The sequence below is a fragment of the Paenibacillus sp. T2-29 genome, from assembly GCF_052921365.1.
Map to the genome: position 1 here is coordinate 654,834 of NZ_JBREVE010000002.1, position 15,805 is coordinate 670,638.

General features: G+C 43.0%; 1 protein-coding gene. It reads right to left on the reverse strand.

Going from position 1 to position 15,805, the window contains the following annotated elements:
- On the reverse strand, positions 1 to 15,750 hold the full coding sequence (locus ACU1JV_RS08630) for an amino acid adenylation domain-containing protein (RefSeq protein ID WP_413985651.1): 15,750 nt from the start codon (positions 15,748 to 15,750) through the stop codon (positions 1 to 3).
- Positions 15,751 to 15,805 lie beyond the last annotated feature (55 nt).

Sequence of the window (15,805 nt, forward strand, 5' to 3'; positions counted from 1 at the left end):
CTACAAGTTTAGTTTGTTACTTAAAAGTTGGGACAGGTTCTGAAACTCATCGATTGACAATTTGTCATAGAGAAAATCAGTTGGACTTTGTTCCGTTACTTGTTTGCTGCAGCAATGGTCGATTAGATTCGTCAAATGTTTTTGGAATAAAAACAATATTCGTTCAATGGTTTGTTGCTGGTATTCTTGCTTGTTATAGTTGCATGTAATAATTAACTGTTCATTCTCATTAATAATGCAGTTGATATCTAACGCTACGGATCTTTCCGTAAAGGGACTAGCCTCTTCTCCTGAGGAAAATTTAGAAAGTGTAAATACATCTGTATCTAGTTCCGTATCAAAACGCCCCATATAATTAAAGGCAATTTCAGGAGCGGCTTGAAATGCAGTCACACCAGACTCATTCACTTGAGCATAGTTTAATACCCCATACCCAAAGCCCTTGTTCGGTATCCTTCTAAGGCTATCTTTGATGTTCTTAATCTGATATGAAAGATCATGCGCATTGTCCACATCCAGTAAAAATGGATACATTGTTGTGAACCAACCAACGGTTCTGGAAATGTTCATTTCCTGAAACACTTCTTCTCGCCCATGCCCTTCAAGATAAATCAACACACGAGACTGCTGAGTCCATTCTTTGATACTTAATCCAAGAGCAGTGAGCAAAATGTCATTAATTTCAGTATTGTAGGCCTGGTGCACCTGTCTTAATAATTTACTAGTGTTCTCATTATCAAGTGAGACACTTACATTTTCGCTATCACGCAACATATTGGTTTCATAGGAGTTATCTTTAGGTAACGTTCCAGACTCGGTTTGCTCCAGCTGTGTCCAGTATTCCAGTTCTTGTGCCAGTTCCTCGCTTGTTGCATATTGGCTTATTTCTTGTGCCCAAGAGCGGTACGAATCTGTTTTGTCTGGCAAGAGTAGTGCTGCCCCCTGCTGATATTGCTGATAAAGGGACGTAAAATCTTGTAAAATAATTCTCCACGAAACCCCATCAACTACCAGGTGATGAACCGCAATGAGCAGGTGATCTCCCTCAACAGTCCGGAATAATCCCAGCTTCATTAAAGGGCCGGTTGTGAGATCGAAGCTACTTTGAATAGCCGTTGCTTCTTGCTCAATCCATGCTTCTGCTGGTAGACCTTCAGGCAGTGATTTTATCGCCAAGGATAGTGGTTGATTGTTTAGCCCTTCATTGTATTGAACGATGCGATCTTCTCTCTGACAGAATGTCATTCTTAAGGCATCATGCTGTTTAATGATGCAGTCAAATGCAGCCACAATCCCTTGCTCATCAAAACCGTCTTCAGAAAATAGCATGACGGACTGATTAAAATGCTGAGGACTTATCTTCTGTAGATGGAAGAATCGCTGCTGTATTGGCGTTAAAGGCAGCTCCCCCTCAATAGCTTCCTGACTAATTTTCCGACGGATCACCTTAACGAATGGGCTCAATTGTCTAATCTGAGGGTACAAAAATAATTCTTTAATGCTTAGCTTGTAGCCATGTGTGTTCAAACGCGAGACGATTTGCAGACCCTTAATAGAGTCTCCGCCCAAATCAAAGAAGTTGTGAGTTGCACTCACGCCTGTTACGGCAAGCACTTCCTCCCATATTTGGGCCAGCAATACTTCAGTCTCACCTGTTGGTTCCACATACTCCACTTCTAAGGCACCGCTCCAGTCAGGTTCAGGTAATGCTTTACGGTTAATCTTTCCGCCAGGTGTAATGGGGATCACGTCAAGCGGAACATACACCGAAGGTATCATGTAATCAGGAAGCTCCTTAGCCAACTGCATTTTGATATGATCCGTATCTAATCGATTAGCTGAAACCACATACGCGCATAAATAAGAACTTCCCTTATTCTCTTTGACCATTACGACAGTTTCCTGAATATCAGCTATGCCTAAAAGATGATATTCAATTTCACTAAGCTCAATCCTATAGCCGCGAATTTTGACCTGAAAATCGGATCTGCCCAGGAAAGCAATGTTACCGTCAGGCAAGTATTTAGCTAAATCTCCTGTTTTATAGAGCTTTTCATAGCCAGGCATTGAATAAGGATTATCTATAAAGCTGGCCTTCGTTTTAGTCGGATCATTCAAATATCCAATCCCAAGTGGTGTACCTGCAATATACATTTCTCCCGCGATTCCTACGGGAACCCTTTTTAGTCCAGGGTCCAATATATAAATCTTAGTATTGGCAATTGGCTTTCCGATAGGAATTCTGTCTTCATCTCCTGTCACTCGATAAGCAACACAGCCTATACTTGCCTCCGTTGGACCATACAGGTTCGTGATTTGAACATGAGGAAAAATGGTTAAAAACGTATGAACCGTCGATGGCGTAATTTCTTCACCACCAAGAATAACTTGTTGAAGAGAATCCAATTGCTTGGTTCGAGTTGAATTTTGGTCCAACTGGTTGACAATAGCATTAAATACGGATGGAACGAAGTCTGTAAAAGAAATACGCTCCTGTTCAATGATATTCGTCATGTACGTAGCATCCACGGTCATGCCTGTTTCCGGCAACACGGTCGTTCCGCCGTTCATTAATGGCCAAAACAATTGCCATACCGCGCTGTCGTATACATGATGAGTCGTCTGGAGAACACTTTGTGCAGCCGATGTTCCAAAATAGTCGTTCATCCATAGAAAACGATTGGTGATTCCTTTATGGGCAGCAATAACTCCTTTGGGTTTGCCGGTTGAACCCGAAGTGAAGATTACATAGATTGGTGATTCCATATCTACATCTACTGCCGGGTTACTGATAGCGTTACTCCTCTTTTCGACTACAGAGCAGTCTATAACTAGATACTCTTCAGCATTTATTTCTGAGCTGATAGGTGTACTTGAATTGACCAATAGGGTAGAACTTCCCAAATCCTGCAGGGCGCTCTGTAAGCGGTCAATAGGCCACTCTGTATCAAGAGGCGAAAAAGCAGCACCTGTTTTCATAACAGCCAGCATGGATACTACCAGTTCCAGGCTCCGTTCCATGAGTATAGGCACATAACTTCCAAGTCCAATTCCTTTAGCCAACAAATTGCTTGCTATCGCGTTCGCCTGATCATTTAACTCCTTGTAGGTCAGCACCTGATCTTGATAGATAACAGCTTTAGCATCCGGTCTTCTATCAGCCTGCTCCTCAATATAATGATGTATGGGTCTTGGCTGTGGATAAGCTATATGAGTGCTGTTATACCGTTCCTCCATAGCAGCCGCTTCTGTTGCGCTTAGAAGATTAATATCAGTCAATGCCATATCAGCGTTTTGGACTACTTCCTCCAATACATTCAGGTAATGCTCGACGAGAAGCTCAATTGTTTCTTTTTTATACAGTTTTGTACTGTACTCAAATTCCAGATGAACTCTCCCAGCCTTTTGTTCGGCATTCAGTACAAGATCGAATTTGGAAATCCCCGTTTTAAACGGATATAGCTCAAAATAAAGGTTATCGGCTTGCCACTGCTGTGCATCCGTATTCATAAAGGAGAACATTGTGTCAAACAACGGATTTCGACTCAGGTCTCTCTTGATGGACAGCTTATCAACCAGTTCGGCAAATGAATACGATTGATTTTGCAGAGCTTGCAGCGTGTTTTCTTTTACTTCGTTCAAAAAGGTTTTGAAGCTCTTATGACTAGCCGGATGGTTTCGAATAGCCAGTGTATTAACGAATAACCCTACGATCCCATTGGTATCTGCATGCGTCCGTCCAGATGTTGGAATGCCGATTACGATATCTTCCTGTCCCGCATATTTCCCCAGCAGCACATTATAGGCAGCAAATAGAAGCATAAAGAGTGTGCTATCTGTTTGAATACACGTGAGATTCAACTGTTCTATAAGCTTTTCGGACAGTTCGACTTTCACCATATCTCCAACAAAACTCTGCAACTGTGGCCGCTGATAGTCTGTAGGCAGATCTAGAACGGGAAGTTCTCCTTTATATTGATCAAGCCAATACTGTTCTTGCTTTGTATGAATTTCTGTATTCGATCTGAGCCAAGCAGAGTAATCTTTGTATTGAAGCGGTAAAGCGGGAAGTTCTTCTCCCTTGTACAGCTTGTTCCATTCGTCAATAATAGTGTCGATAGAAGTACCATCAGCTATCAAATGATGCATATCAATAAGAAGCATAAACTTATCACGATCCATTTGAAGAAGCTCCGCCCGAAATAGTGGGGCTTTACCAACATCAAAAGGACGGATGAAATTATGGATCAATGTATCTATGCCCTTTGTCGTAATATCACCAGCAGCCCGGGCAAAGCCAAGTTCAAAGCTTACCTCTGGTTGTACAAATTGCACCGCTCTATCATCCACGTATCCGAACGAGGTCCGAAATGCTTCGTGCCGGGCTAATAATTGTTCAAAGGTACGCTCCACTCTTCTTCGATCTACATGACCTTCGATCATCAATGCTGCCGACATGTTGTAAGCCACACCCGTCTCATCTAGCGGTAGCACGGCCAACAATCTGGATTGTGCTGGAGAAACCTCATAATAAGCTCCCTCAGTCACTGCCTCAATTCGTTGGTAATCTGTGGGTTTGGCAGCAAGAATCTTCTTGGAGAGCGCTTCGATTGTTGGTGCCCCAAATATATCTTGAGTTGAAATTTCGATATGAAAGACCTCGTTGATTTTCGCAGTCAACAGGGTCGCTTTCATCGAGTGCCCACCTATTTCAAAAAAATGATCGTGTATACCAATCGGAGAAATCTCCAGCAGATCCTGCCACATTTCGATCAATAGCTGCTCCGTTTCATTATTGGGCCCAACATGCTGTAATTCTTTGCTAGAATGCTCCCCTGGTTCAGGTAATGCACTTTTACTAACTTTGCCGTTTGCTGTCAGCGGCATCGCATCCAACAAGAATACATGGGCTGGTACCATATAATGAGGCAGGCTTGACGACAGATAGTCTTTCAAAACATCTACTGTAACCGATTCCCGCAAAACGGCATAAGCGCATAAATACGGATTGTCATCTGTTCCTTTAATCACTACTGCTGCCTCTTTTACCGCTCTATGAGCCAACAATGTGTTTTCAATTTCACCTGGCTCAATCCGGTAGCCCCTGATTTTTACTTGTTGATCTGCGCGGCCAAGATACTCTAGCGTTCCGTCAGGTAACCATCTCGCTAAATCTCCTGTTCTGTAGAGCTTCATATTGTCCAAATAAGGGTGTGGGATAAATTTCTGCGCCGTAAGCTCAGGACGATTACGATATTCTCGCGCAATTCCTTTACCCCAAACGCATAATTCTCCTGAAAGCCCTATTGGCCGCAACTGCAAGTATTGATCCAGAATGAGAACGCCCGTATTAGGAATCGGCTTTCCAATACACCCCACTTCTTCAGGCCCCATATCTCGTAACATCGTTGTAACTACACTATTTTCTGTTGGACCATACTCATTGAACAATTGAATGCCAGGATGTTTGGCTTGGCTGGCTTCTATCAACCGTTTCGTTGCTTTCTCACCGCCTAACGTTACAACCTTGAGAGACTTGGCTTCATCTGGAGTCAGACCCTCTATAATAGACATGTACATGGAAGGAGTACACACGAGATGTGTAATATGATTTGATAAAATTAAGGTCTTCAGAGCCGATAATTCACTCAGTTCCTCATTCGTAGGCAGCACTACCGTACTTCCAGACAGCAGCGGAGTAAAAAAGGCACCCACAAAAGCATCAAATGAGCTAGACAGCATTGGCAGGATACGGTCTGCTGCTTCTAGTGCATATTCATTTATTCTCCAAGACAACGTATTTAATATCGCTCGATGCTCAATACAAACTCCTTTAGGAGTACCGGTTGAGCCTGATGTATAGATCACATATGCCAAATGACTTGAATCCGATTCCCACTTTGAAGACAACTTGCTTTCTGTTTTATACCACTCATCATCGTCCATATTTAGGACTAAACCTTCATAAGTTGTAGCATTGTAATTAGATGAGTCATTCAACAACAGGAGAGCAGCCCCGCTATCCTCAAGCATAAAGTGAATTCGTTCTTCTGGATAAGAACTGTCGATTGGAAGATAGGCGCCACCGGCTTTTAAAATAGCCAACATACCAACGGCCAAATCTAATGAACGGCCCGCCATTAAGCCGACTACAGTTTCTGCCCCTACTCCCCGCTTCATTAATGCCCTCGCCAGCTGATTTGATTTCTCGTTCAGCTCTTTATAAGTAATCACATGTCCCTGATGAACTACAGCTACATGATCCGGACTTTTGAGAGCTTGCTCTTCGAATTGCAAGTGCAACGTTTCTTGTTTCTCCACTATCGATGAAGAGGGCAGATCAATAGTGTTAAAGCCGTGTATTAGCTGCAACTTCTCTTCCTCAGGTAACCATTCCAACTTCCCAATCTCGCTCCAAGGTTGTTCTAAAATGGAGCGTAATATTTGTATATAGAGGCTAGCAAGGCGATCAATCGTTTCTGATCGGAACAATTGGGTACAATAATTGAAGCGTAAGGCTAGACCCTCCTGCCATTCGTCAGCACTTAGTACCAAATCGAATTGGGAAATCCCTGGATTGAATTCACTTGGATGAAATTTTACTCCATTGGCTTCAAGAGAACTCATTTCAAAATTCTGCATGACAAACATCGTATCAAACAAAGGATTGCGTCCTTGGTCACGGCGGATATCCAGTCTCTCAATCAATGCTTCAAAAGGATAGTCTTGATAATCCATAGCTCGCAGAGTCGTTTCCTTGACCTCTTGCAAAAACGAATGAAAACTCCGCTGAGGAGACGGACGGTTCCGCAAAGCTAACGTGTTAACAAACATTCCTATCATCGTTTCCGTGTCCGGATGCTGGCGTCCTGCCACCGCTGTTCCTACAATAATATCTTCCTGACCCGTATACTTTGCGAGCAGTATATTGTAAGCCGCAAGCAGGATCATAAAGGCCGTAGTCCCCGTATTTTTGGCAAGTTTCTTTAATTCCTCTGTCATTGCTGAAGTGATGTTATACGACAATACAGCCCCTTCGTAGCTTTGATCTAATGGTCTAGGGAAGTCCGTAGGCATTGCCAGTACAGGTAATTCTCCGTTCAAAACATTTTTCCAATAATGTTCCTGTTCAAACAAACGGTTGCTGGTATATTGTTTCTTTTGCCATGCAACAAAATCTTTATATTGAATTTGGATCGGAGCTAACATTTCACTCCGATACAGCTGTACGAGTTCATTAAGGAAAATGGATAACGAAAGCCCATCTGCAATACTGTGATGCATATCCATGACCAACATATGTTTATTAGCTTCAAAGCGAAACAATTCTGCTCTGAAGAGTGGCCATTGGCGCAGATCAAACGGACGGACAAACAATCGACTCATCTCGTCTGCATCTTTCTCCAATATTTCTGTGACTTTGATTTCAAAAGCCGGCTCATCATGAATGACTTGTACAATTTCGCCATCCACGATATTAAAAGAAGTACGAAATGATTCATGACGCCGAATCAAATCCAGGCAAGCCTTCTGAAGACGGGGGATGTCTAGATCCCCCTCAATACGCACCTGGCCCGTAATATTGTAAGCTGTACCTATCCCCATATCCTGCAAGACAAACATACGTCTTTGGGCATCGGATACTGCATAATGCGTACATTCTTCGAGCTTTTTAATAGAAACGGCTGTACCTTGTTTGGCTCCTTCGATCACCTTGGTCAAGGCCGAAACTGTCGGTGAATGAAAAAGTACATTCAAGGGGATTCGTTTGCCAAACTCTTGATGAACTCGGGCAAGCAAGAGAGTCGCCTTCAACGAATCTCCTCCTAGATCAAAGAAATTGTCATCAGATCTAACACGATTCAATCCCAGCACCGTTCCCCAAATTCCCTCTACTTTTCTCTCCGTGCTACTAACTGCCTCAACAGGTTCTTTGCTAACAGCTTGTTTCATAGTAGAAAGTTGCGACAAATCTACATATCCCTGTGAATTTAAGGGCATGTTTTCAAGCTGAATGATCTGTTGAGGTACCCATTGGTCTTGCAAATGATTTCGCAATTGCTTGCGTAGGATTTCCTCTATTCCATCATTAAGACTCGTAACATATACAACCAGATGGGTGTCTGCTCTGTCCTCTGTACTCTGAACTATCACTTGGCACTCGCTAATTTGTGGAATAGAGGTAATAAATCGTTCAAGCTGTTCAGTATATATGGCATGTCCTTTTATATAGGCTCGCTTCTGAACAGGTCCCAACAGTCGCAATTCACCGTTTGCGGTTCGCAAAGCCAGGATTCCTGTCGGTAAATACACTGAATTTTCGGAAGGAGATTCGTTTTCCTGTACTACATGCAGTTCCCCGATCGTCCCCACAGGCGCAGGTTGCAGATAATGATCCAGTAAATAGATGGCTCTTGGTGAATCGTTGTCCGTGATGCCGCTGGATTCGAGTTCCACATAGTCCCTGTAGTTTTTAACCCCATATTTCAGTTCATCCTGATTTAAGAGGGAGATATCTACAAAATCCCGTTCCTGCCCATCAGCAATCGTATTCAGGATGTGTAAAAAATACTCTGCCCAAATCTGCATTGTTTCCGGTCCGGCCAAGCTGGCTTTAATATCAAAATCAAACCAAAGCTCTCCCTCGACCTCCATCACATTGAGAAACATGTCATATTTGGAGTACAGGATCGGCGTCGGTATCAATTCGACGTCCAGTCCATGAAAATGAAAATTCTGCATTGGTCGATCCATATTGAAGATGACATTCATCTCAGGTATCCGTATGTTCTCAATACGCTCAATCAGATCAGCAAAAGAGTAGCTTTGAAGCGGTTCGACCTCCTGCATGACTTGCTTAACTTGTGCCATATACTTAAATAAAGAATCTTTACTGGTAATATGGCTCACAATCGGCAGCATGTTAACACAGTTACCGATCAAATTAATTTGTTCCATTCTAGACTGTCCAGAGGTAGGAATCCCTACTACTATCGTTGTGTTTCCAGTTAAGCGGTGCAGAAACACCTTATATGCACTCAGCAGTGTAACAAACAAGCTGTTACCCGCTTTAATGCTAAGCTTTTTCAACTTTCTCGCCAGCGTACTGTCTGCCCGAATATTTATTCTTCTTCCTCTATACGATGCTTTCTTCATGCCACCGTCCTCAGACGGAATGTCCATGGCGACAGGGACGGAATCCAATGTCCGTGCCCAGTAAGAAACTGCCTCACTCACTCCTGCATGTTCTAGCTCCAACTGTTGCCAAGCTTGAAATTCTCTGAATTTTGGCGGTACAGGCAACGTGACTATATTTTCACCTTTGCAGAAAGAAGTGTAGGCTTGCTCCCATTCACGGATAAACACTGCCATCGACCAACCATCAGCAACAATATGATGAAATGTGAACACCACAATATGTTCTTCCGGTTGTAAGCGTAAAATGTGAGTTCGGAACAGCGGATCTTTGGACGTCAAATCAAACGCCCTTTTTCCCTCTTCCTCAAACCATTGCTTGACCTTTTCTTCGTGCTCTGATGGAGGAGATCCTGAGAAATCACTCAGTGAGATGACCACATTCACGTTGTCAAGAACATGCTGTTCTTCGCCATCGAGGTCAATAACCGTCCGTAGCGAATCATGCCGGTTCACAATTGCTTGAACTGAACGTTTTACAGTATCAAGCTGCAGTTGACCCTGCATCCGCAAGGCTGCTATTTCATTGAATGCAGTGGATGAATCACTTCTGGATTGCGTAGCAAACCAAATTTGCTGCTGCTCCTTTGTTAAAGGGAACGATGAGGATTCGATGGGAACCACATTATTTTTTCGGTTTCCATTTCCATCCGGTGATGGCGTATTGTCAGGTAAGAATCCCCCTTTTCTCAATTCCTCCACGCTTTCCTTTACAGCCTGTGTAATTTGTTGAAGGTCCCCATCTGTATGAGCAGTCGATAAAAAGCAATTGCGACCTTCCCAAATGTAAATTCCCTTGTCAATCAGCAGATGGAAAAAGAGCTCAATGTCGCCAAACGAAACAAACCGGAATAGTGAGCCATAGTTCACCATGTGGATAGGTACACTATTTTGTTTAAAATAAGTATTCAGCTCTGCTACCCATTCGTTGGTTCTTCGGTTCAGTTGTTCCTGAAGATTCGGCCCTTCAGACTTCAAATATTTCAAAGTCGCTAGAGCCGTGTGCATGGTCAGCGGATGTGTGCAGAAAGTACCGCCTACGAATGTTTTAATATTCGTATTTTCCGGATAGGAGTCGTCTCCGAACGACCACACACCTCCATCTACAGTGTCCATAAACTCTGAGCTTCCGGCGACAATGCCAACAGGCATACCTCCACCCGCCACTTTTCCGTAAGTAACTAGATCAGCTTTAATTCCAAACCAGGCCTGAGCACCTCCTGGATGAATTCTAAATCCTGTAATTACTTCATCAAAAATAAGTGCCGTTCCCGAATTTGCTGTGATCTCGCGAATTTGCTTCAAGAACTCCTTTGGTTGCAAATCCGGTCTGCGACTCTGTACAGGCTCCACCAATACGGCAGCAAGTTCATGTGCATAATGTTTGATAGCTTTTATAGAATCCGGGTGATTATAAGGGAGTACAATTACATCCTCCATCATGCTCGAAGGAATTCCCGGTGCCATGGGTAACGCCTCTCCCCCGCTTGAGTTCGGATCGGACACAGCCAGTACACCATCGAACGTTCCATGGTAAGAACCAGCAAACAGCACTATTTTGGAGCGTCCTGTAGCCGCTCTAGCCAAACGTAAAGCGACCATAACAGCTTCTGACCCCGAATTATAAAAGGCAACCCGCTCCACACCTGTCAGCTCGCTAATCAAGGCAGCAACCTCACCTGCTGTATTTGACATAGGGCCGATCGAAGGCGTACGGTCGTGCACATTGCTCCGCAAAGTATCGGTTAGCCAAGCTGGGTTATGACCCAGTAAATGAACCCCGAAGCCCATAGTTAAATCAATGTACTCATTCCCATCCACATCCCATATCCTTGAGCCCGAAGCGCTCTCTGAAATGATAGGATATACGATTTCTTTCCAATAGGACCGGAACCCAGACACATGACGATTATTAGCATGAACCAATCGACTATCCTGGGTGTATTTCTTGGACCCGAGGGTTCGTTGAGTATATCGTTTAATAAAACGCTGTAAGAAATCATTTTGCCGCGCACTGTATCCACTTTCCTCACCGATTAGTAGAGGTTGATAGGGTACAAAGGGTTTGGATTCAGTAGTTGTATTCACTTTAATTGTAGAAGTGATAGGCACGTCAGTTGCCACAGCATGCAGAGATGTAGGCTGAGCACTGACTGTATCTTTGTTTGTTGTTAACGGTGCAGCCTGAATAGTTCCCCCTTGACCGCCACTAAGCATCTCTAGTTGTTTGGTCAACACTTGAGTAAGTCCAAGCTGTTGGTTGTTCAGTAATTCAATTTGTTGAGAGAGTAACTTTTCCAGGCCACCAAACTCGGACGAAGACTTTGCAGCAACCGTATTTTCTGGATTGACTTCTGTCCGATCATCGACCGTACTTAGAGCATCAGCAGCCGCTACCGATTGGGTGGTATATGTCAAATCTGAAATAAACGTTGTTAGACGATCCAGGTTTGTAACACTTTCAAAGAAGTGGTTCATGGGAACATCCACATTAAATTGTTCTCTAATTTCTTTTTGAACTTGAACTAGCATAATTGAATCCAAGCCCATTTCGAGAAAATGCATCTGCTCATCCAGTTGTTCCACCGTAAAACCGGAAACTTTACTGATTACATCTTTTAATACTTTGGAAATCTTCGCTGTGTAGTCTAGCTGGTCTGTAGCTTGCAGTTCTTTTGGATACGCGGACTCCATACTTTTCTCCTCCCTGCCTACGTTACTTATCTGCACTACTTTTGGAGTAAACCAGCAACGATTTCGTTCAAAAGGGTACAAAGGCAGCGACTGGATTATTTTGATATCATCCGCATAAAGCGCTTGCCACGGAATAGCCATACCTTTGACGTACAGTTCACCCAATTGGCGTAGAGCGTGAACATCTGTATGTGCACTTGCTCTAATGGCTGTAATCAATCGACCTACCGTATCATCTTTTTCCCGTTTATGATCAACGCTCTGTTTATGAGAACCTATATACATATCAGGTGCATTCTCTCGTTTGTTCCCGGAAGTCCATCGCTCCAACTTGTGTAATAAATCCTCTGGACTGGAAGTAATAACTGCTAATTTATGTTCCATATGAGCTCTGCCGATATGTGTGGTATAGCACATCTGCTCCAAGGAAACCGCTGGATTTTGGCGTAAATAGTCCACATATCCCTCAACCAAATGATGCAGACTTCGCTCATTTTTTGCAGAAACCGTAAAAAGATGAATGCCATCCGGCGTGTTTACAGAATCATCATCTGTTCGCGTTTCTATAAACTCTTCCATAACAACATGAGCATTTGTTCCACTGAAACCAAAAGAACTTACTCCGCAGCGAAGTGGGGCATCATTTGAACTTAAATCCGCTACTTCTGTCGTTAAATAAAACGGCGACAATTCAAAATTAATACGGGAACTAGGCCTCTTAAAATGAACCAACGGAGGATTCTTCCTCGTTTGCAGCATCAGAACTGCTTTAATAAGACTGGATATTCCTGCTGCTTCAAATAAGTGACCAATATTGGGTTTAACAGAACCGATTGCACAAAATTGTTTTTTATCCGTATATTTTTCAAAGGCTTGTGTCAATCCCGCGATCTCAATAGGGTCCCCTAGTTTAGTTCCCGTTCCATGAGCTTCGATAAATGATAGAGTTTCCGGGTGAATAGCCGCATCATTCCAAGCGGCCTCTACCACTTCTGCCTGTGCGGAAGGACTAGGTGCAGTAATACCTACCGTTGTACCATCCTGATTCACCGCACTTCCTTTAATCACAGCATAAATACGATCTCCGTCTTGCAATGCTTGATCGAGAGGCTTCAACAGGACCGCTGCAACCCCTTCTCCCACACCTGTTCCATCTGCCTCTGCACCAAAGGTACGAGCTCTGTAATTTGGCGATTCCATATCTAGTCCCAGCTTCACTGGTAATAGCATCGTTCGGATTCCTCCGGCAATTGCCATCTTACAATCGCCCGTCGCTAACGCCTTACAAGCCATATGAATCGCGACAAGTGAAGAGGAGCACGCCGTATCCACTGTTACTGCTGGACCTTTCAAATTAAGAAAGTAAGAAATTCGACTTGCCAGCACTGACGGTAAATTCCCAACAATATACTGGTGAAATTTGTCCGGTTCTCCTTTAGAGAGCATCCGCTCATAATCGTAGCCCACTTTTGAGAAGCCGACGTAAACTCCTACCTTTTGTCCGTGAATCCGATCCCCTGCATAGCCCCCATCCTCAAGTGCATGCCATGCGGTCTGAAGGAATAATCTCTGATTTGGGTCCATATAGCTTGCTTCCACAGGACTCAGCTTGAAGAACGCATAATCAAATTTGTCAATTTCTTCTAGGAAGCCACCTTCTATAAACTCTTCTTCTCCCTTCCTTTGATCCACAACTGATAAATAATCGATGGCGTCTTGCTTACGTTGAGAGCTTAAGTTCCCGATACAGTCATCGCCCTGAACAATATGATCCCAATACTGTGACACAGATGAAGAACCAGGTAAGTCCAAAGAAAGCCCAATAATAGCCACGTCCTTGCTATGGTTGTGATCCGTATCATCTGTAGGAATATGCTGTTGTTCAGAATCGGCGGGGCTCGCCAAAAATTCTGCCAAGTGAGCTATTGAGGGGTGATCAAACAAATCGGTAACTGCAAGCTTAATCCCCAGCTGATTTTCAATTTTGTCTGTAATCTGAACCAGTTGTAGGGAATTGGCTCCTAAATCAAAATAGCTATCTCTCGTATCAACCTCTTCCCTAAGTAATACCTCGCAGCAAATATCGTGAAGTACTTTTTCGATCTCAAACGAAAGTGTAGGCAATTTTTGATTTTTGTTTTCTTGCTCCATGATCCCTTTTAAAACTATCGAAGTCTCCTGATAATGTCCCGCTTCATACTGAGCCGCAAGCTTATACCTCTGTAACTTCCCACTGGTCGTTTTGGGCATTTGCTTAATAGGTATAATATCGTGAACCGCCCATCCTCCATGATGATACAAATGTTTTTTTAATTGAGATGCAATTGGAGAAAATTTTTCTATCGTCTTTTTGGATACGACAAATACCACAATTTCCTCTGATTCCATCCCATTTACACGAACTCCACACGCCGCCACACGATTAAGTTCGACTCCTTCTACTTCCTCAGCGATACGCTCGATGTCATGAGGGTAAACGTTCTGTCCATTTACAAATATGATATCCTTTGCTCTCCCTGTGACGACTAATTGACCTTCACGGAAGAACCCCAGATCGCCAGTTCTCACCCATCCATCTAACGTCAAAAGTTTGGATGTCGAATCTTCGTTGTTATAGTATCCTTTTGTAACATTTTCACCTTTGATTTGTATGTGCCCAATAACGCGATCCGCGACTTCTGCATCCTCGTCATCGCATATTCTGATTTCACAATAATCTAACGACTGACCGACCACAACAAATGGCAGAGCATTATGAAAAGTCTTGTCTACCTCCAAGACGGACTCTCCAATATTTAAGTGCTTACGATCAACATAAACGGTTATATATTCAGTATCGATTGGCGGGATAGCAACTGCAACCGATGCTTCTGCTAAACCATATGATGTTCGCATAGTCGTTCTTTTTAATCCAAAAGGAGCTAATTTGTCAAGAAAGGTGTCACACAATTCAGGAGAGATAGGTTCAGCACCATTGATGATGGCACGGATCTTGGACAGGTTCCAGTTCTTCACTTTTTCAGGTTTGAAAAATTGCATGAAATACTTATATCCGAAGTTTGGCGATGAAATAATGCTTACTTGATGTTCACTAGCTTTTTTTATCCAAAGTACTGGCTGACGAATGAACAGCGAAGTCGGCATAATGAACTGATTCACTCCAGCAACTAATGGGGTAATATGATTGTAAATTAAACCCATATCATGGGTTAGAGGCATCCACTGCAAGAACGAATCTTGCTCTGTGACGACTGTCCTATTTATAATTCCACTTGTGTTATGAATGAGATTATGATGTGTAAGGATGACTCCCTTAGGATCACCTGTGGAACCGGAGGAGAACTGAATAAATGCTATATCCTCCATCTGAGGGGTGTGTATCTTTGCAAAGGATTGCTTGGGTTGTTCATGGTCTTGAAGAAGTAATTGATGACGATGGCGGATATTTTCGAATAGGTCATCTTGGTTGCTTTTCAATGTATATTTCTCAAGGTCTTTTAATATTTTGGGCTCGATGAGTAAAAAAGGATCGTTAAGAACATCCCAAATTTTAAAAAGTTTCATTCTATGCTCATCATTGTTACCGATGCTGACAGGTACCGGAATCATGCCACCAAGAATACAAGCCCAAAACGCTTTTACAAAATGGCGATTATTTTCTATTTGAAATACAATTTCCTGTCCCTGCCTAACTCCTGCATCCTGAAGATTCCCCAGAAATGCTAGAGCTTCCCAATATAAATCTTTATAAGTAAGTGTTGTTTCGTTTTGATCCGATTCAATAAAAGTAATAAATTTATGATCACACTTTCCCCGTTCTGTAATAACCTCAACCAGTGTTTTGAACCTATTTGTATACATGCTATTCCCCCGTATATCGTAAGATTTATTAGCTTCCAGTTAATAAATTTACAAT